Origin of the sequence: Nocardiopsis xinjiangensis YIM 90004, from assembly GCF_000341145.1 — a bacterium.
In the GTDB taxonomy this organism is placed as follows: domain Bacteria; phylum Actinomycetota; class Actinomycetes; order Streptosporangiales; family Streptosporangiaceae; genus Nocardiopsis; species Nocardiopsis xinjiangensis.
In genome coordinates, this window is record NZ_ANBE01000003.1 from 15927 (window position 1) to 42805 (window position 26879).

A 26879-nucleotide genomic window follows, 5' to 3' on the forward strand; every position below is an offset into this window, starting at 1 on the left:
ACCGGCTCCCTTCGGCCCGCGGGAAATGTCGGTGCCCGGCATTACGGTGACGGCATGGTCGACCGACACCCCCGCCGCGATTCCGTGCTCTCCCTCTCCCAGGCCCGCCGGACCGCGGTCGCCGCGCAAGGACTCGCCGACCCGCACCCGTCGGGCACACCCACCCTCGCTCACCTGGGGCGGGTGGCGGGCCGAACGGGTCTGCTCCAGATCGACAGCGTGAACGTCCTGTCGCGCAGCCAGTACCTGCCCGTGTTCGCGCGCATGGGCTCCTACGACCCGGAGTTGCTGGACCGGGCCACCACCACCGCCGCGGGGTCGGGCCGGGCCCGCCTCGTCGAGACCTGGGCGCACGAGGCGAGCCTGGTGCCGCCCGCCACCCGGCAGCTGCTGCGCTACCGCATGGACGCCAACCGCGAGAAGCACGGTACGTGGATCTCCGGTGTCCTCGACACACGCCCGGGCCTGGTCGGAGCGGTGGCCGACGAGGTCGCACGCCTCGGCCCGTCCACCGCCCGGGAGGTGGAGAGGGCACTCGCGCAGGACGCACCCCGCACCAAGGAGCACTGGGGCTGGAACTGGTCCGACGTCAAGCGTGCCCTGGAGTACGGGTTCTGGGTCGGCGACCTGTCCTCGAACGGGCGCAACACCCGGTTCGAGCGCCGTTACGACCTGACCGAGCGGGTCCTGCCCGCCGAGCACCTCGACGCCCCGCAGCTGGGTCCCGAGGATGCCGCGCGCGAGCTCGTCGCGATCGCCGCCCGCGCCCACGGGGTGGCGACCGAACCGTGCCTGCGCGACTACTTCCGGTTGCCCACCCGTCTGTCCCGGCCGGCCGTGGCCGACCTCGTCGGTTCCGGCGAGCTCCTCCCGGTCACGGTCCAGGGCTGGGAACGCCCGGCCTACCTGCACCGGGACGCCCGGGTTCCGCGTTCGGTCGACACCCGCGCCCTGCTGAGCCCGTTCGACTCGTTGGTGTGGACCCGCGGGCGTGCCGAGGAACTCTTCGGGTTCCGGTTCCGGCTGGAGATCTACGTACCGGCGGCCAAGCGCGTGCACGGGTACTACGTGTTGCCGTTCCTGCTCGGCGAGGACCTCGTGGCCCGGGTCGACCTCAAGGCCGACCGGAAGGCGGGGACCCTGCTGGCCCGACGTGTCACGCTCGAGCCCGGCGCCCCCGACGAGACCCTGCCCCAACTGCGGGAGCAGCTGGAAGAGATGGCCGCCTGGCTGGGCCTGGAGCACGGTGTCTGCGGCCCGGGCCTGCGCTCCCCCGTCACCGGTTCGTGAGTTCCCCGGCCATCCGCAACACGATGGGAGTGCCGCCCGGCTCACCGACGGCACGCATCGCCCCGGGGCACGTCGTCCGATCTCCACGCCATACATGCGCCTGGAAGCGAACGACAGCTTCGGGCCTGGAACGCAGAAGGGGCCGTGCCTCGCGGCGGAGGCACGGCCCTGTGAACGTGGGGGATCAGACGCGCTCGACGATGGTGACGTTGGCCTGGCCGCCGCCCTCGCACATGGTCTGCAGGCCGTACCTGCCACCGGAGCGCTGCAACTCGCCGACCAGCTTGGTCATCAGGACCGCACCGGTGGCGCCCAGGGGGTGGCCCAGAGCGATGGCGCCGCCGTTGGGGTTGACCTTGGCCGGGTCGGCACCCAGCTCCTCGGTCCAGGACATCGGCACGGGCGCGAAGGCCTCGTTGATCTCGGTGACGTCGATGTCGTCGATGCTCAGGCCGGCCTTCTCCAGCGCGATACGGGTCGCGGGGATCGGCGCGGTGAGCATGTAGACCGGGTCGTCGCCCACGAGGGACAGCTGGACGACGCGGGCCACCGGCGTGAGGCCGTACTTCTCGACCGCGGCCTCGGAGGCGATGAGCACGGCGCCGGCGCCGACGGAGATCTGGCTGGCCACGGCCGGGGTGAGGTCCCACCCCTCACGCAGCGGCTTGAGCCCGGCCATCTTCTCCGTGGTCGTGTCGGCGCGCACGCCCTCGTCCTGGCTCACACCGGCGATCGGGGCGATCTGGGCGTCGAAGCGGCCGCTCTCGAGCGCCTTGCCGGCGCGCTGGTGGCTCTCCAGGGCGAACTCCTCGAGCTGCTCGCGCTTGTAACCCCACTTCTCGCACATGAGCTGGGCGCCGCGGAACTGGGAGATCTCCTGCATGCCGTAGCGCTCGCCCCAGCCGTCGCCGTACAGGCCGAGGCCGTTGTCGATGGCGAACTGGACATTGGCGCCCATGGGGACCATGCCCATGTTCTCGACGCCGGAGGCGACGACGAGGTCCTGGGTACCGGACATGACGCCCTGAGCAGCGAAGTGCAGAGCCTGCTGGGAGGACCCGCACTGGCGGTCGATGGTGACGCCGGGGACGTTCTCGGGCAGACCGGCCGACAGCCAGGCCGTGCGGGCCAGGTCCAGGGCCTGCGGGCCGACCTGGCTCACGCAGCCCATGATGACGTCCTCCACGGCTTCGGCGTCGACGCCGGTGCGTTCGACGAGTTCCTTGAGCACGTGCGCCCCCAGGTCCGCCGGGTGCACGCCGGCGAGGGCGCCCTTCTTCGTGCCGACGGGGGTGCGTACGGCGTCGACGATGTAGGCCTCGGCCACGGGGTCCTCCAAGGGGCGCAGGATGACGGTTCTGAACCGAACTGTATTCGGTTTGACCGCCGTGGCAAGTCCCGCCCCCGTGAATACGGCTCCGAGCACCCCGGACTCCGCGCCCCGCCCCGACCCGCCCCTTCTTTACCGAATCAGATTCGGTTACCGTGTGGCCACACCAGAACGTGACCCCCGACACCCCGGAGCAGCTCATGAAGCGGGACCTGTTCGACTCCGACCACGAACTCTTCCGCGAGTCGGTCGTGGAGTTCCTCGAACGCGAGGTCGCCCCCTTCCACACCGATTGGGAGAAGGAGGGGATCGTCCCCCGCGAGGTGTGGACCAAGGCCGGCCGGGTGGGCCTGCTCGGCCACGGCGTGCCCGAGGAGTACGGCGGTACCGGCCTCCACGACTACCGGTACAACACGATCGTCAACGAGGAGGTCTGCAAGGCCCACGCCAGCGGGTTCGGTGTCACGCTCCAGAACGACGTCATGGCCCCCTACCTGGTCGGGCTCACCAACGACGAGCAGAAACAGCGGTGGCTCCCCGGCTTCGCGAGCGGCGAGCTGATCACCGCGATCGCCATGACCGAGCCCGGGACCGGCAGCGACCTGCAGGGCATCAAGACCAGCGCGGTCCGCGACGGCGACGACCTCATCGTCAACGGGCAGAAGACCTTCATCACCAACGGCATCAACGCCGACCTGGTCGTGGTGGTCTGCCGGACCGACCCGGACGCGGGGGCCCAGGGCTTCTCCCTCGTCGTCGTCGAGCGCGGCATGCCCGGGTTCGAGCGCGGCCGCAACCTCGACAAGATCGGGATGAAGGCCCAGGACACCGCCGAACTGTTCTTCGACGACGTGCGTGTACCGGTCGCGAACATGATCGGCACGGAGGGCCTCGGCTTCATCCACCTGATGGAGAACCTGCCCCAGGAGCGGTTGTCCATCGCCACCTGCGCGGTGGCCTCGGCCGACTTCATGCTCCAGCACACCATCGAGTACTGCCGCGAGCGCACCGCCTTCGGCCGGTCTATCGGTCGGTTCCAGAACACCCGTTTCACCCTGGCCGAGTTGGCGACCGAGGTGGACCTGGCCCGCACCTACGTGGACCGGGCCGTCGAGCTCCTGAACAGGGGCGAACTCACCGTCGAGGACGCCGCGAAGGCCAAGTGGTGGACCACCGAGATGTGCAACCGGGTCATGGACCGTTGCCTCCAACTTCACGGCGGGTACGGCTACATGATGGAATACCCCGTGGCTCGGGCCTGGCAGGACTCGCGTATCCAGACGATCTTCGGCGGCACGACCGAGATCATGAAGGAGATCGTCGGACGCGGACTGGGCCTGTAGCGCCAAACCCCGGGAGAAGGGTCGGAGCGGTCATGACCGGTGCGTGGGACGGCCTCATCGTGATGGGCCTGCTGGTGGTCCTGCTCGTGATCGGTGTGCGTTGGCTCCGGCCCAAGGTCCACGTCCCTTGGAGCACCAAGGCGATCGTGGTCTTCTTCGTCTTCCTGTGCCTGCTGCTGTGGGCGTGGTCCTGGCGCTGAGGGGCCGTCAGCGGCCGACAGCCGGACGCCGAAGGCCCCGGGCCTCTCCGGGCCGGGCACCGGAACCCGGCTCCTCAGCTCTCCTCGGAGCCGTCCTCACCGAACATCGGCATCTCGAACCACACGGCCTTGCCGTCCGGTGTGGGCCGCGAACCCCAACGGGTCGCCAGCTGCTCCACCAGATACAGCCCCCGGCCGCCCTCGTCGTCGGCGGCGGCACTGCGGATCCGCGGCAGACGCAGATCGTTGTCGAAGACCTCCACCCACACGGTGTCGGCACCGCGGCGCAACCGCAACAGGAACTCCTTGTCGGCGGGGTCCTCCACCGCCTCGTCCTCCTCGGCCGCCGCCTCCAGCAGGTCGGTCCAGTCCTCGTCGAACTCGTCCGCACCGGGCTCGTTTCCCGGGCTCTCCGAGTCGAGGATCCCGCCGCCGCTGAACGCACGGTGCACCGGGCGCGGTGTGGCGTGGATGACGACGTTGGTCACGATCTCCGACACCAGCAGACAGGCCAGCTCCGCCTGGTCGCGGTCCATGCCCCATTCCTTGAAGGTCTGGGCGGCCAGGTGGCGGGACTCCCCCACGGTGGAGGCATCGGAACGGAACCAGCCCTCACTGACGGCGAGCTGGTCGGAGTTGGTGCGTACCACCAGCAGCGCGGTGTCGTCGTCGAGCTCACCCGGAACACTGTTGACCGCGGCCTCGGCGATCTGCTCGACGTCCTTGTCGGCGACCTCGGCGACCCGCTCCGTCATCCGCGCCAACGCGCGCTCGGGATCGGGGCGGCCGCCGACGGGATGGCGGTCCACGAGCCCGTCGGTGTACATGACCAGGGTCGCGCCGGTGGGCAGGCGCAGATTCGCCTGGTGGTAGACGATGTCCTCACCCGATCCGCTCTTGGCGCGCACGCCGAGCATGCGGTCGGGCAGCGCCAGTTCCAGGGGCTGGACCGAGTCGGAGGTGACCAGCAGCGGCGGTGCGTGGCCGGCGTTGGCGTAGGACAGCTCCCGCGACCAAGCGTCGTAGACCATGTACAGGCAGCTGACGCTGGGGATCCAGGTGCCGCCGTTGCCGTCGGGCTGTCCGAGCTGGCGCACCCACTCGTCGAGCTCGCGGAGGATGTCGGCGGGTTCGCGGTCGGCCTGCGCGAAGGCACGCAGGGCGGCGCGCAGCTGTCCCATGACGGCGGCGGCCTGCGGACTGCGGCCCTCGACGTCGCCGATGACCAGCCCCACGCGTCCGGCCGACAACGGGATCGCGTCGTAGAAGTCGCCGCCGACCTGGGTCTGGATCCCGTGCCCGTGCGCCTTCAGCGGTCCGGCCGGCAGGTACCGGTGGGCCACGGTGAGGCCGTCGAGCGGGGGGAAGCTCCGCGGCAGGAGGCTGCGCTGGAAGGCCAGCGCAGTACTGCGCTCCTCCTCGAAGAGGCGCGCGTTGTCGATGGTCAGGGCCACCCGGGAGGCGATCGCACCGACCAGGTCGCGGTCGAACCCGCCGTAGGTGTTCTTCTGACGCGGCGAGAGCCCCGACAGGGCCAGGGTGAGCACACCCAGTACCTCACCGCGTGCCCGCAGCGGGGCGGCGATCACGGAGCTGACACCGACCTGGCGGGAGACCCGGTCGGAGCGGTCGTTGGGCGAGCTCGCGAAGAGGTGGTCGCTGCTGACCACGGTCTCCAGCCGGCGTAGCGCCCGGGTCACGAAATGGCGTTCGGGGTAACGGACCTCCTCGCCGATCTCGACCCAGGTGCGCGGCGGGGGCGTCCATCCCTCGGAATGCACCGACACGTGTCTGATGAGACGGTCGTCCTCGTAGAGGTCGATGAAGCAGTGGTCGGCGAACTGCGGAACGAGGATCCCGGCCACACCCTTGACCGTGGAGTCGAGCTCCAAGGACCCGGCGAGGCGGCTGCCGATGCGTTCCAGCAGGCCGTACTGCTCCTCCACACGGCCGCCGCGCAGTGCCTCACGGGCGATGAGGGTGATGCCGTCGATCTCGCCGGTCTCGTCGTCGCGCACGGGCACGGCCTGGGCGCGCACGTGGATCCACGTGGAGTCACCGCGCAGGACCGCGAACGTGCCCTCCCAGGGCTCGCCGCGCAGCACGCGGCGGGCGAGCTGGCCGGCGTGCTCGCGGTCGGAGTCGTGGATGCCGATGTCGAGCAGGGAGAGCCCGACGTGGTCCCGGCCGTCGACGAAACCGAAGAGCTCGCGGGCGAAGGGGTTCCAGTACCGAAGATAGCTGTGCCGGTCGATGACGACGATGGCGATCTGTGCCTGTTCGACCACGGCGGCCGTGGTGAGAGCGTCGCTCTCCCGGGAGGGCTCACCCCACCGTGTCATCTAGCCGCCACCTCGCCGTCATGAGCTGCACACATGCCCGCTCCGGGTACCCCGAACGACCGCACCTACGGCTGAGCGTAGCAACACCGTCAACGCTTGCGCAGGCATTGTCACAATCCTGATGAGCAGTCACCGTTCCTGGTGGAGTCTCAAGGTTTGGCGACGAAGATGTGCCCGGCCACGTCGCCGGGCAGAACCGAGTCACCGTCCTTGCCGATGATCCGGACTCCGCCGTCGGACGCACGCATCACGACGTCCTGTTCCGGTCGTACCCCGGCCAAGCGCAGTGTGCGCATGATGCCGGCGTCCGATTGGATCTGTTCACTGATGCGCCGCACCGTGACCGTGGCGTCGCTGCCACCGGCCACATCGATCATGGGGACGATGGAGTCGTCGGTGAAGGGTTCCGGCGAGTAGTCGGCCAGGCCCAGCTCGTCCAGCCCTGGGATGGGGTTGCCGTGCGGGCACACCGAAGGCGCGTTCATCAGGGAGACGAGGCGCTCCTCGACCGCTTCGGAGATCACGTGCTCCCAGCGGCAGGCCTCGATGTGCACGTCCTCCCACGGCAGCCCGATGACGTCGACGAGCAGGCGCTCGGCGAGCCGGTGCTTGCGCATGACATGAGTGGCGAGACGGCGGCCCTCGCCGGTCATCACCAGATGGCGGTCGTTCTCGACCCGCAGCAGGCCGTCGCGCTCCATGCGGGCCACGGTCTGACTCACCGTAGGTCCGCTCTGGTGCAGGCGCTCGGCGATGCGCGCACGAAGCGGGACGATGCCCTCTTCCTCAAGCTCGAAGACCGTACGGAGATACATCTCCGTCGTGTCGATCAGCCCGTGTGCGGTCACGTCTCCCCTCCCAAGGCTCAGTGCCCGGCGCGCATTGACGGCGGACACGGCAGATCTCTCACAACACAGGCCGGGACGGCGTGATTCCCAGTGACTGGCGGGGAACGGGGCGTCCACAGAGCCGCAGGAGCGACCACCGTTCGATCCAGCATATCGCGACGCGACCGTCGTGCATCTCGAGCGGACTCACGATGCGGACACGGCCAGAGCCGCAACCCCCACGGTACAAGGGTCCTGAGGCCTCTTCCGACCGGACCCCGGGAACGAGGGGGAGGTACCCGACGGCCCGCACCCCGCAAAGACCCCGGGGACACCCCGAACATGCGTACGAAGCGAGGAACATCACGGCCGACTCAAGGGGCCAAGCGCTCGATCGTCCAGGAATCGTCGCCGTCGGGGTCCCGCAGGTACCGGAACCGGTCGTGCATCCGGTCGGCCCCTCCCTGCCAGAACTCGACCTCCTCGGGCACGAGTCGGAAACCGCCCCAGTAGTCCGGTCGTGGGATCTCGCGGCCCGGTTCCCACACGCCGTCGAACCCCTCGTAGAGCTCCTCGAGCTCGGCACGGCCGGCGACCGGTGCGGACTGCCTCTCGCTGGCCCAGGCTCCGATGCGCGAGCCCCGCGGACGAGAGGCGAAATAGCGGTCGTTCTCCTCCTCGTCCAGGCGTTCCACCCGCCCTGCCATGAGGACCTGGCGGCGGATCGGGTGCCAGGGGAAGACGACGCAGGCGCGGGGGTCGGCCTCCAGGGCGCGGCCCTTGCGGGAGGTGTAGTTGGTGAAGAAACGGATGCCGGTGCCGTCGTAGCCCTTCATGAGCACGGTGCGTCCGCGCGGCAGTCCGGACGGCTCGACCGAGGCCAGCACCATGGCGTTGGGCTCGGGCAGGCCGATGTCGTAGGCCTCCTCGAACCAGAGGTGGAACTGGGACATGGGATGAGCGGCCAGCGCGGACCGGCGCAGGGGGTGGCCGTGGTAGGTCCTTCGCAGGCCGGCGGGGTTCGGATGCTCCACGCGCTCATCCTCTCGCGCGGAGCACCCGCAGCGTCAACGGGCCCCACGGGGCACGGGCACGGATGCCCGCTCAGGGGCTGCTCTGCGACCAACGCAACGGCGATGCGGGGCCGGCAGTCGCCATGGTCGCTCCAAGTAAGAGGGTTGGAATTTCTTACAACCTGATGGACGATGGAGAGGGAGAAGAGGAAGGAGGGGACATGACCGAGAAGGAGAAGACCGGACGCCTGGCTGAGGAGAGCAATTGCGAGGTGGAGCGCAAGCTCCCCGCCAAGGTGCGCATGCGGCCCAAGAACCAGATCACGGTGCCCAGCGGTGTGGCACGGACGCTGCAGGTGCACGAGGGAGACGAGCTGGAGTTCACGGTCAACGACCGGGGAGAGATGGTCGTGCGCGGCTTCACCTCGGTACCCACTGACCAGGCCTGGTTCTTCACTCCCGAGTGGTCGGCGGGTGAGCGGGAGGCCAGCGAGCAGATCGCGGCCGGACAGACCGACTTCTACGAGGACGTGGACGCTCTGTTCGCGGGCCTGGCCGAGGACGACGAGGACACAGGCGAGGACGGAGAACGCTAGGTGCCGACCTTCGACGTCACCCCCCGGTTCCGGTCCGACCGCAAGAAGCTGGCCAAGAGCGCCCCCGAGAAGCTCGCCCGCTTCGAGAAGGTCGTGCGCGAAGCGTTCGTACCCGACCTGGAGACAGGCCGGTTCCGGCCGAGTCTGCGTGTGAAGGGCCTTCAGGGCCACCCGGGCATCTACGAAATGACCTGGGCCCCCGACGGGCGGGCCACGTGGGAGTACGGGCAGGAGCAGATCCCGGGCAAGACCCACGTGATCTGGCGGCGGGTGGGCACCCACGCCGTCTTCGACCCCGGACCGCCCTGAGCGCTCCTGACGTGCGAAAACCTCGACCGGCGTGGTGAAGACTACGCGGATCGGCGCGACAACCAACGCTGAACAGTTCCTGTCACTCCGCGCCACACCCGGGTGGAGGTCCCTTCCCTCCCGTCCTCCGCCGGCGCGCTCCCGCGCAGCACACCGGCATCGGGGGTGCCACCGAGCGCAGCGAGGCTAGGCCTGGGAGCGCCGATGGGTGGGGGCGGATCCCTCCTGACCTCAGCCGCAGCAGAACGCACCGGGAACAGGCAGGATCCCGCCCCCTCCCCTCACATCGTTTCACCCTTGTTCACAATGTTTCACGTGTCCGAATGCCGCCCCCTGAGCCCTCCGGCGAGCAGCGCCGCCACTACGCTGGTGGACGTGACCGACGAGATTGAGATCCCCGCGAACCTGTTGCCCGCCGACGGCCGATTCGGAAGCGGCCCCTCCAAAGTCCGTACCGCCCAGCTCGACGCGCTGGCCTCCTCCGGTCCGGCCTACATGGGCACCTCTCACCGCAAGAAGCCGGTGAAGTCCCTCGTGGGCCGCGTGCGCGAGGGCGTGCGCGACCTCTTCTCCCTGCCCGAGGGCTACGAGGTCGTGCTCGGCAACGGCGGCACGACCGCGTTCTGGGACATCGCCGCGCACGGTCTGGTGCGCCAGAAGTCCCAGCACCTGTCCTTCGGCGAGTTCTCCAGCAAGTTCGCCAAGGTCGTCCAGGGCGCCCCGTGGCTGTCCGAGCCCACCGTCATCGCCACCGACCCCGGCACCCATGGCGAGCTCGTCGCCGAGGCCGGCGTGGACGCCTACGCGCTCACCCACAACGAGACCTCCACCGGTGTGGCCGCGCCCATCACCCGTGTGGCCGGCGCCGACGAGGGCTCGCTCGTGCTCGTGGACGCCACCAGCGGCGCCGGCGGCCTGCCGGTCGACATCGCCGAGACTGACGTCTACTACTTCGCGCCGCAGAAGAGCTTCGCCTCCGACGGCGGCCTGTGGATCGCGGTCATGTCGCCCCGCGCGATCGCACGCGCCGAGGAGATCGCGGCCTCCGGCCGCTACGTCCCGGAGTTCTTCTCGCTGACCACCGCGATCACGAACTCGCGCAAGGACCAGACCTACAACACCCCGGCCGTGGCCACGCTCCTGCTCCTGGCCGAGCAGCTCGAGTGGCTCAACGGCAACGGCGGCCTGAAGTGGGCCGTGGACCGCACCCACGAGTCCTCGTCGATCCTCTACAACTGGGCCGACCGCACCGAGTTCACGTCGCCGTTCGTCACCGACCCGGCCCAGCGTTCCCAGGTCGTGGGCACCATCGACTTCGACGACTCCGTCGACGCCGAGGCCGTGGCCCGGGTGCTGCGCGCCAACAACGTGGTGGACACCGAGCCCTACCGCAAGCTCGGCCGCAACCAGCTCCGCGTCGCTACCTTCCCCGCTGTGGAGCCCAGTGACGTGGACGCCCTCACCCAGTGCATCGACTTCGTGGCGGGCAAGCTGTCCTGATCCCGACCGTCCCGGGCGGGCGGCCCCGAGGCCGCTCAAGGCGTTGCACAATGGTGGCCGGTCCCTCGCGGGGCCGGCCACTCCCCTTTTCCAGGCTCGTTTTTCGCAGGCCCTCTTCTCGCAGGCCCTGCCCGACCCAGGACGGTCCGACTGTGCGCAGGAACAAGAAGGAACCCCCGATCAAGATCATCTCCCACCGGGGCGCCTCGGGTCACCGGCCCGAGCACACCCTCGCCTCCTACGAACTGGGGGCCCGCCACGGGGGCGACTTCATCGAGATGGACCTGGTCTCCACCAGTGACGGCGCGCTGATCTGCCGCCACGAACAGGAGATCGGCGGGGGCACNACCGTCGACGGGCGCGAGGCGGAGGGATTCTTCGCCCAGGACTTCACGCTGGCCGAGATCAAGACCCTGCGTGCGGTGGAGCGCATGCCGAAGGTACGCCCCGACAACGCGGTCATGGACGGCACCTACGAGATCCCCACCCTGGGTGAGGTCATCGAGCTCGCGAAGTCGTTGACCAAGGATCTGGGCCGCCCGGTCGGCATCTACCCGGAGACCAAGCACCCCGCCCACCATGTCGAGCAGGGCCTGGAGCTGGAGCCGACGCTCATCGCCGAGCTGCGGGAAGCGGGGCTGCACGGGGACGAGCCCGCGGTCCCGGTGTTCCTGCAGTCCTTCGAGCCCGAGAGCCTGCGCAAGCTCACCGACACGGGCCTGCCGCTGGTCCTGCTCATGGGCACCGAGGAGCACTGGCGGCACTACACGACACCGGACGGCCTGGCCGAGGTCGCCTCGTTCGCGCACGCCATCGGCCCGCACAAGAGCCTGATCGTCCCGACCGACGACGAGGGGAACCTGGGCACGCCCACCGAGCTGGTCGAACACGCGCACGAGGCCGGGCTGCTGGTGCACCCGTTCACGTTCCGCAGTGAGAACCACTTCCTGCCCGCGAACCTGCGCTCGGAGGGTGTGTCCACCGAGTACGGAGGTTTCGCGGCCGAGTACGAGGTCTTCTTCGAGGTCGGCGTGGACGGGGTCTTCAGCGACTTCTCCCGCCACGCGTTCCTGGCCCGGGAGTTCTTCCTCGACCCGCAGTGATCGGCGCGGGCGCCGTACCGAAGGGGGCGGCGCCCGGGAGATGGCCCTGGACTCCGTCCCTGCGCCAGGTGTGCGGACGGAAGAACATCAGGTCGACTTTGCACGAGGGAACGGGTGTTTCATCCCGGGTGGCCAGGCCCCCTGATCGATGACCGGTACCGGGGCGTTATCGGTTCGCATTCTCCAAGGAGCCCGTGACATTGCCACCCGGCGCGTGCGCAACACAATAAAGCGATCGGTCACCCTGTTCCTCCCACAGCGTGGCACTGGGGATGCTCACCGAGGCGTACAGCTCAGAACGGTGATATTCGATGCCCACGAAATCCTCGAAGATCCCGCCTTCGCAGGTCTGCGCAGCCGTGTTCATGAGTTCTCTCGTCCCGGGGTACTCGCCACTCGGAAGCGTTTCGACGTGGAAGACCTCGGTCCCGTGCTCCTGCGAGCAATCGACTGCCTCCGAGGCCAGCGCCTCACGATCTGCCATCATCGCGAACGCAGTACCGTCATACGGCAGGCAGTCGCCCACCGAAAGCTCGCCTTCCCCGAACACAGCGGACAAGCCCCAGACGCATCCGAAAAGGGCGACCACACTCCCAGAGGCCAGGATAAGCCGCCCCCCGGCCCTCTTCCTCACATCATATCGAGATTTCATCCGTCTCCTGCTCGAGGTCCATCCCCACGAAAAAATCCTCCATGTAAGGGACCCTGGCCTCCCCGCTATCCATCTTCACCAAGAGCTCACAGATACTTCCTTCGAACTGCCACCACTCGCCCCCGATGTCATGAACGATAGTCCACCCTCCGATCACTTCATCAAAGAAAAGCAACAAGTCCCGACCATCGACCTCACCAATAGCGAAAACATTATAAGGGTCTCGACTCAGAATAACCGAGGCATCCACCCACCTCCCAAAATCCTCTCCAATATAGATCCCATAAAAAGGTTCAATGACTTCATATGTATCCTCGTTGCGCCTTTCAATAAACTCCCCAACACCCATTTGTACCCGAGGGGTAGCATTCACCCTGATAACAGCTTCGTCACCACCCCACCCAATAATAGAACCGTATGATTTCATCAAGAAAACAAAATCATCAGGAAGGGCCCTCCCCAGGCACTCCTCCACCGGCGCACGATCGAACAACGGGACCGAACTCGGCTCCCCGAGTGTTTCAGAAAATCGGTCAAAAAATGCCTGATACATCCTACCCGCCCCCTACACACGGCACTCCATGAAGCGCAACAGGTTCATATTCATTTGAAATGCAAGAATCAATCCGAAGGCCATCTTCCCCTATAGCCTGCACATGAATAAAAGATGGGGTATTGGAGCCACCTCCATAAACTGGACGAACTGAATATATAACATCCTCTCCCGAATTAACGGAATCCCTCACTCTGCGCTCATAGCGTTCCATGACAGGGAAATTGGCTCTACGGTGAAGGTTGACAAGGTTTCTCGCATCTGAGCCGCTCCCTCCGAGCTGCCGACCAAGAAGATGCCCCTTGTTATAGGCGTAACCCTTTTTTTCAGGCATTTTCGGATGGTGTTTTGGAGTTGTAGGGTAACCAGGAATGACGCCCGCAGCTGAACTGGGCTTACTTCCCCCCTTCAGGTCCTCAGGGGAGCAGAACTGTTTGACGACTCCGCTGCGCCGGTCCTCGGTGTCGATATAACCGTAGTTCGTGTACGGCACACATTCGTCGTTCGCTTCGTCAACTCTCCCGGGAAGCGGCTCCCGCCTGCTCACCGGGCGCACCCCTGCAGGACTGATGTTGAACTCGAACTCCTCGTAGAGGTCATCCATCGTGGTCGTCCGATGGATCTTCGCGCCTCGCTCGGCTTCGAGCCGCTGCGCATCGACCTCCTCCTGAGTGACCAACGACTTGATCGGGGGCCGGGGTTGCGGTGTGCTCAGGATCCGGTCGAGAGTCTTTCTGCGCGGGTCGACCATCGGGACGAAAGTGCTCTGGCTTCCGCCTCCCGACACATACATGCCATATCGTCCACCACTGAATCCCGGTGTCCGAACGACAGGAGGAACAGTGACGCCACGAGCGCTTGAGTAGGCCCAAGAGGAGCCACTGCCGTAACGATGACCTCCCCAAGAGTACGAGGGGCCACTGTATCCACCATTCCAGTTAGGAATGTTGAAACGCGGAACCCTGGAATACCTGGGACGCTTCGGCTTCTTGAACTCCGGAAGCATCCTGTACAGGTCCGGGACAGACGGGGTCGAAATATTGATACGTCCGCCTGCTGCGGTATAGGCACCCACCGATGAGATCGCCACCGCTGCGCTCAGCGCGGCACCGATGCCCACCAAGGCCTTGAAGCTGAAGCCGATCGCGATCGGTACGAAGTGTCCGCTCGGGTCGGTGTTGCCCACCGGGTCGGCGTTGGCGTAGGTGTACCGGTTACTCTGCACCGATGGGGTCGGGGCCAGGGTCAACGTGTCCCGGGAGGCGAACCTACCGCTCCCGGGCTGGTACCAGCGGGCGTGCATGTTCACATCGCCCGTCTCGGGATCCGTCCACTCCCCCTGATAACCCAAGGATGCAGCGCTCGAATCCGACCTCTGTTCCCCGAACGGGTCGAAGTCCGCTGTGGAGAGGACCGAACCCGCAGCCGTGTGCGTTGCGACGAGGTCACCGTGAGAGTTGCTGTAGGTCAGACCCGGCGCGTCTTGGCCGTCCTGGACACTCATGAGCTGCCCTTCGCTGTCACGCCCGTACTGCGCGACAGGGGTCTGCGTGCCGTCCAGGATGCCGACGGGGTTGTTCGACAGGTTCGGGTAGACGAACGTGTGGGTCTCCGAGCCGGAGCCGTCTCTTTCGGCGATGCGCCCGAGCGCGTCATAGGCGTAGGTGCCCGAGCCGTTCCCGGCATCGACCATGCGGCCGAACCCGTCGAAGCCCGGTGTGCGCAACTCGCCGTCGACGAAGGCCGAACTGAGCGTGCCGCCCGGCGCATAACTCCAGGTGTTCCCCTCGCTGGAGGCGGTCAGCCTGTTGCGCTCGTCGTACTCGAGTTCCTCTGAGCCGGCGGAGACACGGTTGCCCGCGTCGTCCCAGCCGTACTCGGTCTTCCCATCCGAGGGCGAGGTCCACGAGGTCAATCTGGAAGCTTGGTCGTAGGTGTAACTGTGCGTTCCCGGGTCCGTACCTCCCTGCACGGACCGTTCGGTGATACGACCGGCCGCATCGTAGTCGTAAGAGGTGGTGTATCCGGTCTCTTCCTCCGTGGAGACGAGCGTGTCCTCTGTCAGTTGGGACAAGGCGTCGTAATCGAACGCCCGCACAGCACCCTCGTCCGTAGTTGTGGAGGAAAGGCGACCGGCCTCGTCGTAGTCGATCACCAGCTCGGTGTCGGTCACGGGATCGTAGTGCTCGGTCACCCGTCCGGAAGCGTCGTACGCGAACGTCGTTGTGCCTGTCATGTCCGTACGAGTACCGACACGGCCGGCGCCGTCGTAACTGACCGTGGTCCCCGGCGCGATGCCGTCGTAGGAAACAGCGCCGGGGCCGAGGAACTGCACCCGGTTGCCCCGGTCGTCGTGGACGATGTCGATGTCCCCCGAGGGTGTACCGACCGACTCCGGACGCCCCGCGAGGTCGTAGCCGAACACCCGGTCCTCGGTCTCGGCCTCTGCTCCCTGTGCGGTTTCCCTGGTCAAGTTCCCGAAGGCGTCGAAGGTACGTTTCCGGACGATCCCACCCGGCACATGTTGACGTACAGGGTTCAGCCCGACGTCGTAGGCCGTGGTCCAGGTGCGGTCGACGGCCTCCGAATCACTGTCCGTCGCAGGCTCGACAAGGTCCTCGACCTGTCCGGACGGTGTGTATGTGGTCCAGGTGCTGTTGCCTCGCCCATCGGTGATCCGGGTCCTGCGGCCCGAGGCGTCGTAGCCGAAGGTGGTCGTGATGGAATCGCTCTCGCTGACTGGCTCGACCTGGCTGACCAGTCGACCCAGGGCGTCGTACTCGAACTCGGTCGTGTGGCCGAGCGCATCGGTGCGCTCGACCGGCTCACCGGCGGCATCATAGCGAGTCGACTCCGTGCGGAGCGCTTCCCCATCGGCGTCGAGGACGCTCTGCCGCACCAGCCGTCCCGCCGGGTCGTACTCGGAAACGGACTCGTTGCCGACCGGGTCGACGGTCTTCGTGGGCCGACCGGCCGAGTCGTGTTCGAACCGGGTCGTCTCCCCGGTCGGTGCGGTGCTCCGTTCGAGTTCGCCAGCCGGGTTGTAGGCGTAGGCTGTTTCGTTCCCCAACGGATCGGTCACGGACAGGGGGTTGCCTGACACGTCGTAGGTGTACTGCGTTGTGTAGGCGGCCGCCGCAGGGACGCGTTCCACCTCGGTCTCGGTGACCTGCCGCCCGAGGTCGTCATAGGTCGCTTCGGTCCGGGCCCCGAGAGGATCGACCACCGTGAGCAGCTCACCAACGGGGTTGTAGGAATAGCTCCACTGTCCCGGTTCGGTTCCCTCCTCCTGCGGCGGGTCCATGCTACCCGTGAGATTGCCGAGCTGATCCCACGTGTAGGTCCGGCTATTGCCGAGCGGGTCCGTGTGTGAGACGACCCGCCCCAGAGCGTCGTACTCACTGATTGCTTCGGGGCTCACTTCGACACCTTCGGCTCCGATGAAGGAAGGGCCCTGCCTACTGGTCTTCTGCCCGACGAGGTCGTATCCGGAGACCGTGGTGTGCCCCTCGGCATCCTCCTCGTGGGTCAGGTCGCCGACCAGGTTGTAGCCGTAGCGAAGCGTGGGTCGCTCATCAGTGGTAGTCGCCCCGTAGTGCTCGACCGTGACTTCGGGCATCCGTTCCTCGACCGGCCTGCCGAGCTCGTCGTAGCGCGTGTGGATGGTGAAGTCAGAGGGCTCGGCTCCGTCCTCGTTCCCACGTGGGTCCGTCACAGCGGTGACGAGGCCGCGTTCGCTGACCTCATAGGTGGTCACGAGTGCACCGTCATCGGTGGCGACGGCCTCTTCGACCAGGTGCCCGGCGGCATCATAGGTGTTATTGGTCCGCTCCGTCCGTCCCGAAGGGTCGGTCAGGATGGATTGGATCGTGTTCCCGCGACCGTCATAGGAGTAGGTGGTCGTGCGGGCCAGCCCTTCCGGGTCGAGAGTCTGCTCGACGAGCTGGGAATCAGCGCTCCACACCCGGTCGACGCGGGTTTCTCCCCCGTCGCTCACCGAACGGACCAGGTTCCCGGCCGGGTCGTAGGAGTTGTCTTCCAGAACGACGTCCTGCGGCTCGTCCTCGTGGTTGAGCATCATCTGGGCGGCAGTAGTACGCGCGAGCAGGCCGTCTGCGTAGTAGACGAAGGATGTTGTGCGGCCCGCCGGGTCCGTCGTGGAGGCGAGATTGCCGTCCGGGTCGTAGGAGCGCGACTCCAGGACGAGGTTCGAGGGCTCGGCCACATCATCGGGGTGGCCGGTCCAGCCTTCGACCGAGCGCTCGGCGACGTGCCCCCGTTCGGTGTAGGTGGTACGGAACATCGTCCCCGCCGCATCTTGGAAATGGGTCCGGGATCCGGTCAGGTCGTAGCCGTAGTGCTCGGTACGGCCCTGCGCGTCCGTCTGGGCGACCAGGTGACCGTACTGGTTGTAGGCCCACGTGGTCACGCGGTCCGGGTCTCCACCGACCAGGTCACTGATGGTGCTGCGGACGGGGTTGCCGTCACCGTCGTAGCGCAGGGTAGTGCGGTGTCGGTGCTCGTCACCGGTGATCTCGTTGGCGACCGGCGGTCCGGTCCGGGTAAGCATGCGGCCCGCACCGTCGTAGGTGAGGGAGGTAGTGACACCTTCAGGAAACTCGTCGGAGACCACGGTGGTCTCAACGAGGCGGCCCAGGCCATTATAGGTATTCTCGGTCACCGCCCCGGAGGGCTCGACGACGCGAGTGGTGTCACCGTGTGAGTTGTAGGCGTACTCCGTCACCCCGCCTTCGGCATCCACACTCTCGGCAGGCATGCCGGCCGGTACTGTGCCGCCGTCCACCGCCTTTTCGGTCCCGTCGGTGTAGAGATAGCGGGTGCTGTGCCCGTCGGGCGCGTCCTCCGTCCCGGGCGAGGTCTCCGAGATCTGGTCACCGTACTCGTTGTAGGCCCACCAGGTCCGATACGTGGTGTCGAGGTAGTCTTCCGACCGCGGGTCCAGGTAACTGAGGAGCTGGTCGTTGCGCGGGTCGAAGGGGTCGTCCGGGTTGTGGTGGTATGAATACCACTCCCAAGAGCACTCCGCGGCTGACGTGTCCCGGCACTCCATCTTGCCCAGGCGGTTGCCGCGCTCGTCGTTGGCGAACTCGGTACGCGTGCCAGTAGGGCTGGTGGTGGCCGCCATGAAGCCACCGGTGTCGTAGGAGTAGGTCGTCTCGTAGCCCAACTGGTCGATGTCGGTCACACGTTGATGGCCGTTGAGCGCGTCGTACCGGGCGGAAGTGGTTTCCGCCCTGGGGTCGGCCACGGTGACCTCTGCGAGGACCTCCGGTTCCTCGTCGTCGAGGGAACCGCTGTAGTCGGGTTCGGAGTAGACCCACTTACCGCCGTTGCGGTCAGTGTGGATACGCACCCGGGAGGTACTCTCGTCGAACTCAAGACGAGTTGAGGTCTTGCCTTCCGGCGTCACGGACTCACTGAGGCGGTCCGCGGCATCGACCCCCGACGTGTGGTGCAAAGCGACCGTGTCCGGATGCAGCGGCCGTTGATAGAGGGCGACCTCGTCGATGATCCCATTGAAAGAGAAATCACCCGCGCTGCTCAGCGTGGCCGGCCACTCAGGGCCAGCCACTCCGTGGCCGGCGTACACGAACTTGGTGTTGCGGTGATCGACCTGTCCTTCCTTGGTCCCCACCTGCGCTCCGTCCAGGTACAGCACCTGTGACGTTCCGTCGGAGGTCAGGGCCGCATGGTGCCACTCGCCGTCGTTGACTGCACTGTCGGTGACGATCGGGGCCACATCGGCGTCGGTAGTCAGGAACTGCGCACGGAGCTTGCCGTCAGTTCCCACGTAAACGATCTGGTTGCTCTCGGACGGCGAGTCCGTTCGGTCCACGGCACCGATGACAGTGCCGTGCTCGGTGGTGGAGAACCAGGCTTCCGCAGTGATCCGCGTGCCGATCCTGTGGAGGGCCGCTTCCGGGAGCTGGGCGTAGGAGTCCGCGCCGGTGGCGAGGGCCCCGGAGTCCACACCGGTCAGTGCCCCCTCAACGCCCAGGCCCGATCCGACGATCGTAGCGGGTTCCCCTCCAAGCGCTTCAGGCACCTCGTCGGCAGCGGTGTCGCCTCTGTCCTCCTCGAAGCGCCAGAACCCGTACGGGTTGGCGTCCATCACAGCTGCTCGGTAGTGCGATCCCTCTTCATAGGTGTAGGAGGTGCATGCGCCCTCCGGGTCACACGCCTCCGCCAGTCTTTGCTCGTCATAGGCGTAGGTCCACTCGGCCGAATCCTCGCCACCCGCGGCCATGACGGAGACGACGCGCCCGTCCTTCCACCCGAATTCGAGGGAACGGCCGGCGTCCGAGACGACCTCGGCGATCAGACCCGACGCATCGTATTCGATGGTCTGCGAGCGGCCGCGGTGGTCGGTGACCTCCGACAACCGACCCGAGTCGTCGAAGACGTAGGAAGTGGAGGCTTTGTCCATGAGCCGCCAACCGGTTTCGGTCCGGGCCAGAGTCGCATGCATACCGCTCGGCGGGGCGTATCCGCCCCCGGCCTCGTGCGCGAAGCGGTGTTGGCGGCCGTCCGGGTAGGTCACCACGACGTTGCCCGTACCGTCCACGTCGGCGACAAGGTCCATGTCGAAACGCGTCGACCAGCCGGCACCGAAGATGCCGTTCTGCCTGGGATCGGAGGAGTTGTATGTCCGTGTCACATCCAGTTCGGGCCCTGACACGGGAAGTGCTGCGTCCGTGACGGTCTCGGTGTAATTGCCGATCAGATCGTCCACAGCCCCGGAGGCGTCATCGCTGCCTGCGCCGGCGAGGTTGGAATTGACCGCTGGTTGGTCGGCTTCGGCGACCAACCGCAGCCAGCCACTCTCCGTCGTCTGGCTTCCGTCCCGCACAAAGACGTTCCACCAGTACTGGTTTCCCCACTCCATCAGGTCGGAAGGCAATTCCCAGGAGGTGTCCTCCTGCCAACCGGAGTCGATGCATTCCCACTCCGGCCATTCTCCATCACAGAAGTTGAACCAGAACTCCATGTCGTCGGTGGGCCAAGCATCGTTGTTACTGCCGGATGCGGTGAATTCCGGGGTGAGGGTTGCGACCCGGGCTCCGTCACGGGGGCTGTAGTCCAGCAGTTGTGGTGGAAGGTCGGGAACTTCGACCTCCATCTGCGCCATCATGGGCACACCCCAGGCCGCAAAGGACTGCGCCTCGTGTGTCATGTCGAACTTGATGGTCCATGTCCCCGGCGGCAGCGGGTCGATTTCGGCATTGATGTTCACGCTCTCCCCGGTTGCCACGTTGCTCGGCACCGGTGTCGTGGGAGCGACGTGGTAGATACGGTCACCGTCCTCGTCGAAGACCTGGTAACTGAGTTCGTAACCGTTGTCCGGGGTCCACGTCTCCTCGCCTCGGTTGGTGACACCGACCTCGACGCTGGTCCCCCGGTTGGGGTGCGGCGCCGGGTCGAGTTCCGGGGGCTCCTGCGCAAAGGAGTAGTCGGCCCGATAAGGGCTGTAGGTGACCGTCATGTACGGCGCGCCCCAGGATTCCCGGCTTCCGAACTTCTTCCAGCCCGAACTGCTGGTCTCGGAGGCACGCACGGTCAGGCCATGGTTGGCCTTGTCGCCGTCGACCCAGGCTTGCACCAGGTCTCGACCGCGTGAACCGAGGTCGATGCCTTCATAGCGGGCCGGGCAGGAGCTGCTGGATGCTCCCACAGGCATCCACCCGCGGGCAAAGCTGTTCTGCCCCAGGGCGGTTGAGTTGTAGCTGGGGCCCGGAAAGTCGGAAACTGACCTGTGGTTCCAGGACTGCGTCACCTCGTGGACGTGAACCGGGGACGGCGTACACGAGTACGACCAGTGGTTGAACAGGTAAAGTTGGGCGCCGTAGATCTTGTGGTGGCGCAGCTCGTTCACCAGGGAGCTGAACTTCAAGTAGGAGGCGGCTCGGTTGGAACCGTTGTCGTAGGTACCGGCCTTGAGTTCAGTCTCGGTGTGCCGCGGGGTGTTGAACCCACTCTGGACGTAGGTGTCTTGGGAGACGTTGTAGTTCCACGATGCTGTGGGGTCCACCCCGACCGGATAGACGCGGGCATCGTCGGTCAACCAATCATGGTCGGCGGTGACTTCCAGTACCCACTGCCCGTCCTCCTCGGACAAGGCGAACTCGACCGCTTCGGACCACGCTCCATCACCGGACCTGGGGTCGATGTCGGAGTCCTCCATGTAGCCGGCCGGAATGTGGCCGACACTCTCACCTTCTGAATCGGCCAGGTCGATGCTGCCGTCGTCGAGGAGCTCCGGGGTGAGACCCTCCAGTTCCAAGGGAAAACGCCACGTGGCGTCTTCAGAACTCTTTGGGGCCTCGTTGAGCCAGATGGTCTCCTTCACGGTCCCCCCGACCAGGGACTCCAGTTCGATGTCGGCCCCGGGCAGGGCGTCTTCGTAAAGGATGCTGTCTTCGTCCCCGTCGAGGACCTCACCCTCGACGCCCGCAGCATCTTCCAGAGAGAAAACCAGGCTGTGGTGTTCGTCCAGTTCCATCCGGGCCAACTCACCGCTGTCCGCGTGTGAGGCGAAGGCGAGGTCCCGCGAGTCCGCGGAGTTGGCCCAGGTCGCGGTATTCTCCGGAACCAGACTGGTGTCAATCCTCTCCCAGGAACCGTTCGCGCCCTCGAAGTGGAAAGGCTGCAGCGAGAAATCGGTGGACAGGGTGCCGTCCTCGTTCTCGAAGGTACGGGAGAACTCTTCGCGTTCGTCGACGGCCTCCTCGCTGGTGTCCTCGTCGAAGCCGGAGACGTCCGGCTCGTCCTCCTCGGGCTGTGCGGGAGCTTCTGTTCCCTCCAGACCCGGGGGACGCATCGGATCAGCGTCCTCGGGCAGATCGGGCCACTCGCGGGGCAGCGCCTCGTCCGGTACATCGGCATCCGAGGACGAGCCGTCGGGATCACCTTCGACCACGGCGCTTTCGGATCGGTGTGTCCGATCGGACGCGGACCCGTCCTGCTGTTCAGGCGTATCGACGTCAGCCGCCGAGGCCGGCGTGAGCCGCGGCATGGTCAGGTGCGGGGGCAATGATGACAGGGAGTCCGTCGCCAGTAGCGCCAACGCCATCCCCACTGCCGTGAGCTTCAAGCAGGAACTTCGCACGCCGCCATGAGCAGCATCCGCCCCCGATCGCCCGCCAACACCCCCGAGGTCGGCTTGCTTTCCGGTCGTCACCACCGGTCACCTCCCGATTCCATGGCGGGCCACCCACGGAATCGGACACACTTCTCCTGCCTTTCCACACTTCCCTCTGAAGCCCGTGAATTTGGCATGCCGCACTGAACGAACAAACCGCACATAAAAGTAGCATTAAGTGAAGGTGCGGCCGCAAGTTTCATGACCTCCGCGCGCACCACTGTTTCCGGAACGAGACTTATCCTCACCCCGCACGCATCTCTCCGTTGCCCTCTGCAACAAGAACCAACGCGTTGCCGGCCTGATACCGAAATCACGAATCCGCACACCACAAGAGCCCTGGACCGTGTACCCGACCGTCGTGCGCACCCGCACCACTTCCGAGACGCCCCGTAAACGGCAGCCCTGCCTCTGGCAGCCCCGCAACGGTCCGTGTTCGACTACGGCGACATGACGCGGGCAGAACCGCAGCCCACGTAGGGCCCACTCTGGTCTCGACGACCGCTCAGCTGCAGCGGGCGAGCCAGAGGACCGCGGCGATGAGGACACCGGCGACGACGGCACCCCCGGCGATGAGGCCCAGGGCCGAGTCGTCGTCCCCGTCGCCGCTCTCGGCCTCCTCCGGGGAGGCACCGGTCTCCTCGCCGTCACCGGCGGCGAGTTCGGCGTCCTCCTCGCTCAGGAACTCATCGGCCAGAGGGACCCGCCACACCGGTGCGTGTTCTCCCTCGGTGCCGGCCATGAGCGCGGTGCCGTCGGGGGTGAAGGCGATCGACTCGCCCTGGTCCATCTCCGGCAGGTCGAAGGAGCCGATCGCGTCGCCGGGCACTCCGTCGGTGGAGTCGTACACCGTGGCGCCCCAGTAGGTGCGGATCACGTACCGGGTGCCGTCGGGGTGGAAGGCGGCGTCGGTGGCGAACAGAGGCGCCGATTCGATGCGCTCCAGGACGTTCTCGCCCTCGGGGTCGAGCTCCTCGGGTGCGGCGTACAGACCGCCGGAGAACTCCTTGGAGGCGAGGTAGAGGCGACCGTCGCGCGGGTCGATCATCATCGACTCGGCGTCGCGTCCGCCGTCCTCGTAGGTCAGGGTCAGGGTGGTGGGGTCGATGGCGGCGTCGGCAAGGGTCTCGGGTTCGGGGAACCGGTACACCCGGATGTCGGGCCACCCGCCGCCGAAGTTGTCGCCGATGTCGCCGACGTGGATCTGCGGCTGCCCGTCGGGCCCCTCGGCGACGGTCACGGCCTCCCAGTCGCGCAGTTCCACGTTCAGGGTGAGGATCGCGAGGGTCTCGCCGTCCTCGTCGACCGCGTACACGCTGGGTTCGTGCAGGCCGCTGTCGTTGTGGGTCCACCACACGCCCTCGTGCCGCAGCGAGGGCGCGATCCCGCTGGACTCGGAGACGAGCGGGTCCTGGAACTCGAAGGCCGTCTCCGAGCCCTCGGGCGGTTCGCCACCGCGCGGATAGTTGGGGCCCTCCCCCGGCTCCCCCGGTTCCCCGGTCCCGTCGGGCACGTCGGTGTCGGCCCAGGCCGGGAGGGCCGGACCGGGCGCGAGGACGACGGCTGCGGCGAGCGCGAGGAGTCTTCTCATGTCCGACATCCTGCCAGGACGGTGCGGGCGGGGGTGGCTTGCGTGTGCGTGCGAGCGGGCACATTCGGCGTACGGACACGCTGAGGAGAGCCCCATGAGGATCGTCGCCTGTCTCAACGGGGACCGCCGTCCCGGTTCCCACCCCGCCCTTCCGGTCTCGCTCGACCAGATGGTGGAGGACGCCCACTCCGCGGTCGACGCGGGGGCCACCGACCTCCACGTGCACCCGCGCGGGCCGGGCGGCGCGGAGTCGCTGGACCCGCAGGTGGTGGGGGCGCTCATGGAGCGCCTGCGCAACGACGGGCCCCAGGTTCCGGTGTCGTTGACCACGGCGCTCTCCGCCGAGTCCGACCCGGTGCGCCGCTACGACCTGGTGCAGCGGTGGGCGTCGCCGATGCTGCCGGACTCGGTGACGGTCAACCTGCACGAGGCCGGCTCGGTCGACCTGGTACGCCTGTTGAACGACCGCCGCGTGGACGTGGAGGCCGGGTTGTGGACGGTCGACGCCGCACGCATCCTGATCGCGACGGGGATCACGGTCTCGGCCGTGCTCGTCGAACCCACGCAGGTGGATACCGGGGACGCGCGGCACAACGCCGACACGATCGTGGCGCTGCTCGACAAGGCCAAGGACCGGCGTCCGCGGTTGCTGCACGGCGCCGACGCGACGGCGTGGCCGATGTTGGAGGCGGCACTGTCGGCGGGGATGGACGTACGTACCGGTCTGGAGGACACCCTGCGGCTGCCGGACGGCACGGAGGCCGAGAACAACGCCGACCTGGTCGCCCGGGCCGCGGAGCTGGCCTCCTCCACCGCAGCTTGAGCGCGGTCGGCGGGTCGGACCTCACACGGCGTGCGTACGCAGGTGGTGTTCGATGCGGTCGCGCGTGCGGGTCAGTGTGTCGATGCGTTCCTGCACCGACCGCAACCGGCGCTCGTAGAGGACGCGGGCGTCGGCGCACTCGGGTTCGGTGGACAGGTCACGCGCCAGGCAACCGCGGATCGCACGGATGTCGTCGGAGCTCAGACCGGAGTCGAGGAGCAACCGGATGCCCTTGACCGTGGCCACGGCCTCCTCCGGGTAGTCGCGGTATCCGTTCTCCGAACGCTCCGATCCCAACAGCCCGCGCTGCTCGTAGTAACGCAGCGCGCGCGTACTGGCCCCCGTCAGTTCGGCGAGTTCACCGATGCGCATGCGGGTCCTCCTTCTCCTCCGCCATCTCCACAGTAGAACCGGGGGCAACACCCCCGGCCGCGGGGAACGCGCGCACCGAGACCGCCATGAGGACCAGGGCGGCCAGGCCGATCCCCGTCGCGGCGAGCGCCGCACCGGTTCCCCCGTGTCCGGCCACAGCTGCGCCGCCGACCGCACCGGCGACGGTGACCCCGACGTAGAGGGCCCCGGTGTTGAGCGCGACCGCCTCGGTGCCGGACTCACCCGCCAGAGCGAGGACGCGTGCGCTCATAGGGGCGGCGAACCCCCAGGCGGAGAAGCCCCACAAGGCGAAGACGGCCACGAGCACCCAGACGGGCAGCGACCCTTCGCCGAACAGGCCGAGGACGGCCAACAGGGCGCAGGCGGCGACGAGTCCGGCGAAGGTGGCGATGAGGCTCCGATCGGTGCCCCAGGCGTCGGTGAGGCGGCCGCACACGACGGTGCCGAGGACGCCCGCCGCCCCCGCGACTGCGATGAGGGCCGCGAGGGTGAGCCCTCCGGCACCGGTCAGGTCCCTGGTCACCGGCGCCACGTACGTGTACACGAGGTAACCGCAGCTCGCGCCGCCGACGGTGCCCAGTACACAGAGCAGCACGGCCGGCCGGGCGAGGGGGCGCAACTGCGCGGACACGCGTGTGGCGGGCGATCCGGGCAGGGCGGGGAGGGCGACGGCGGAGGCCGCGAGAACGGCCAGGGAGAGCGCGGCCACGAACACGAACGCCCAGCGCCAGTCGGCCAGCGTCCCGATCGAGGTACCGAGGGGCACCCCCAGGAAGAGGGCGACGGTGAGGCCGGCGGCGACGCCGCCCAGGGCGCTCCCCTCGCGTCCGGGCCGGGCCATCTGGGCGGCCATCGCGAACGCCGTGGGGGTCAGTGCGGCCGCCAGTGCGGCGGCGACCACCCTCAGCACCAGCAGGGCCGCGTAGCTCGGGGCCAGCGCGGTGACGAGGTTGACCAGCGCGAACAGGGAGAGTCCGCCGAGGAAGAGCGGCCGTCGGGGCCACCGGGCGGTGAGCACGGCCAGCGGCGGGGCGGAGACCGCATAGGTGAGTGAGAAGACGGTGATGAGCTGGCCGGCCGCGGGCACGCCCACGCCGAGGTCGGCGGCGATCCGAGGGAGCAGTCCGGCGATCACCAGGTCGTCGGTGCCGATGGCGAAAGCGGCCAGGACCAGGCAGGCCGTCGCGAGTCGGCCGGTGCCGACGGAAGGGTTCTGTGTCGTCATGGCGGCAACCTAGAACCCTGACACCGGCGTCAAGGTCAAGCCGCGGGGGCGGGAGCCGGAGGGACGGACCCGCGGGGACGCGGGCCCGGGGCTCAGTCGAGCAGGGCGCCCAGGATCACCAGGAGCATGATGGAACCCAGCACCACGGGCAGCAGCCAACGCTGCTTGTGGTTGTTGGTGAGCATGCTCATGACGTGCCCCGCTCTGCTGTCCGGCCGGTATCCGTACCCCAGAGTAAGGGGCGCGTGAGAGCGGTCCGATAGCGGGTCCCCGGGCACGGAACGCTCTTCCGGCCGTCTCTGAAGAGGCGCCGACCACCGCAAGAGGGCAGCTCTCCATGACATCTCCGGGACCACTGATTGCTGGCCCCCTGGCCGGTCCGTCTCTGCGCGAGGTGAGCAAGCACACGATGCAGGGGAGCCCGGCCCCTCCCTTCAGGTTCCGGGCCCTGCTCTGGCTGCTGCCTACCGCATCATGCCCGCGCGGTCACGAACGCCACTGCTCGGGCAACGGCGCACCCGCGCGCAGCGCGCCATCCAGAGCCGCCCACCGCGCACACGCCACGCGGAGCGCACTGAGGCACGCGGCCGGCCTCCTGTCTCGCGGAGAGCTTCCGAGACGTCCTCACA

Annotated in this window: 18 protein-coding genes; 8 read left to right on the top strand and 10 right to left on the bottom strand. The window is 67.4% G+C overall.

Annotation, left to right across the window (positions count from 1 at the left end; translation table 11 throughout):
- Nucleotides 1–54: 54 nt before the first annotated feature.
- Nucleotides 55–1290: a winged helix-turn-helix domain-containing protein gene (locus D473_RS0100525; protein ID WP_017607138.1), complete on the top strand. Its 1236-nt coding sequence runs from the start codon at nt 55–57 to the stop codon at nt 1288–1290.
- Between the two features lie 184 nt (nt 1291–1474).
- Here D473_RS0100525 and D473_RS0100530 read toward each other — a convergent pair whose 3' ends face one another.
- Complete coding sequence (locus tag D473_RS0100530) at nt 1475–2617, bottom strand: acetyl-CoA C-acetyltransferase (protein WP_017607139.1); 1143 nt, start codon at nt 2615–2617, stop codon at nt 1475–1477.
- A 203-nt stretch (nt 2618–2820) separates the two neighbouring features.
- On the opposite strand from D473_RS0100530, the gene D473_RS0100535 reads away from it, so the two are divergent.
- Entirely contained in the window at nt 2821–3963 is a 1143-nt protein-coding gene (locus tag D473_RS0100535) for an acyl-CoA dehydrogenase family protein (RefSeq protein ID WP_017607140.1), read from the top strand.
- Nucleotides 3964–3995: 32 nt separating this feature from the next.
- Nucleotides 3996–4163: a hypothetical protein gene (locus tag D473_RS27565; protein WP_017574449.1), complete on the top strand. Its 168-nt coding sequence runs from the start codon at nt 3996–3998 to the stop codon at nt 4161–4163.
- A 74-nt stretch (nt 4164–4237) separates the two neighbouring features.
- Here D473_RS27565 and D473_RS0100545 read toward each other — a convergent pair whose 3' ends face one another.
- The 3 genes from D473_RS0100545 to pdxH form a co-directional block, all read right to left on the bottom strand.
- Complete coding sequence (locus tag D473_RS0100545) at nt 4238–6505, bottom strand: ATP-binding SpoIIE family protein phosphatase (RefSeq protein ID WP_017607141.1); 2268 nt, start codon at nt 6503–6505, stop codon at nt 4238–4240.
- Nucleotides 6506–6654: 149 nt separating this feature from the next.
- Entirely contained in the window at nt 6655–7353 is a 699-nt protein-coding gene (locus tag D473_RS0100550; RefSeq protein ID WP_017607142.1) for a metal-dependent transcriptional regulator, read from the bottom strand.
- A gap of 353 nt (nt 7354–7706) precedes the next feature.
- On the bottom strand, nt 7707–8366 hold the full coding sequence (pdxH, locus tag D473_RS0100555; protein ID WP_017607143.1) for a pyridoxamine 5'-phosphate oxidase: 660 nt from the start codon (nt 8364–8366) through the stop codon (nt 7707–7709).
- Between the two features lie 200 nt (nt 8367–8566).
- On the opposite strand from pdxH, the gene D473_RS0100560 reads away from it, so the two are divergent.
- The 4 genes from D473_RS0100560 to D473_RS0100575 all read left to right on the top strand — a co-directional run bounded on the left by D473_RS0100560 (nt 8567) and on the right by D473_RS0100575 (nt 11853).
- Nucleotides 8567–8941, top strand: coding sequence for an AbrB/MazE/SpoVT family DNA-binding domain-containing protein (locus tag D473_RS0100560; protein WP_017607144.1), 375 nt, complete (start codon nt 8567–8569; stop codon nt 8939–8941).
- On the top strand, nt 8942–9250 hold the full coding sequence (locus D473_RS23895) for a hypothetical protein (protein WP_017607145.1): 309 nt from the start codon (nt 8942–8944) through the stop codon (nt 9248–9250). It begins immediately after the preceding gene.
- Between the two features lie 369 nt (nt 9251–9619).
- Entirely contained in the window at nt 9620–10750 is a 1131-nt protein-coding gene (gene serC / locus D473_RS0100570; RefSeq protein WP_017607146.1) for a phosphoserine transaminase, read from the top strand.
- 152 nt (nt 10751–10902) lie between these two features.
- A complete protein-coding gene (locus D473_RS0100575) occupies nt 10903–11853 on the top strand; it encodes a glycerophosphodiester phosphodiesterase family protein (RefSeq protein ID WP_017607147.1) in 951 nt (316 codons plus the stop codon).
- A gap of 166 nt (nt 11854–12019) precedes the next feature.
- On the opposite strand, the gene D473_RS0100580 is transcribed toward D473_RS0100575, so the two are convergent.
- The 4 genes from D473_RS0100580 to D473_RS0100595 form a co-directional block, all read right to left on the bottom strand.
- Nucleotides 12020–12403, bottom strand: a complete 384-nt coding sequence (locus D473_RS0100580; protein ID WP_241474689.1) for a septum formation family protein — start codon at nt 12401–12403, stop codon at nt 12020–12022.
- Nucleotides 12404–12488: 85 nt separating this feature from the next.
- A complete protein-coding gene (locus D473_RS27905; protein WP_241474668.1) occupies nt 12489–12980 on the bottom strand; it encodes a hypothetical protein in 492 nt (163 codons plus the stop codon).
- A gap of 79 nt (nt 12981–13059) precedes the next feature.
- Entirely contained in the window at nt 13060–21996 is an 8937-nt protein-coding gene (locus tag D473_RS0100590) for a DNRLRE domain-containing protein (RefSeq protein WP_017607150.1), read from the bottom strand.
- A gap of 727 nt (nt 21997–22723) precedes the next feature.
- Entirely contained in the window at nt 22724–23809 is a 1086-nt protein-coding gene (locus D473_RS0100595; RefSeq protein WP_017607151.1) for a hypothetical protein, read from the bottom strand.
- 94 nt (nt 23810–23903) lie between these two features.
- Between D473_RS0100595 and D473_RS0100600 the strand changes: the two genes are divergently transcribed.
- The gene (locus D473_RS0100600; RefSeq protein WP_017607152.1) at nt 23904–24632 is read left to right on the top strand and encodes a 3-keto-5-aminohexanoate cleavage protein; all 729 of its coding nucleotides are present in this window, start codon (nt 23904–23906) and stop codon (nt 24630–24632) included.
- Nucleotides 24633–24653: 21 nt separating this feature from the next.
- On the opposite strand, the gene D473_RS0100605 is transcribed toward D473_RS0100600, so the two are convergent.
- The gene (locus D473_RS0100605; RefSeq protein WP_017574460.1) at nt 24654–25004 is read right to left on the bottom strand and encodes a MerR family transcriptional regulator; all 351 of its coding nucleotides are present in this window, start codon (nt 25002–25004) and stop codon (nt 24654–24656) included.
- Nucleotides 24991–26250 carry an MFS transporter gene (locus D473_RS0100610; protein ID WP_017607153.1) on the bottom strand — a complete coding sequence of 420 codons (1260 nt, stop codon included), beginning with the start codon at nt 26248–26250 and terminating at the stop codon, nt 24991–24993. Before D473_RS0100610 ends, D473_RS0100605 begins: the two co-directional genes overlap by 14 nt.
- Between the last annotated feature and the right edge of the window lie 629 nt (nt 26251–26879).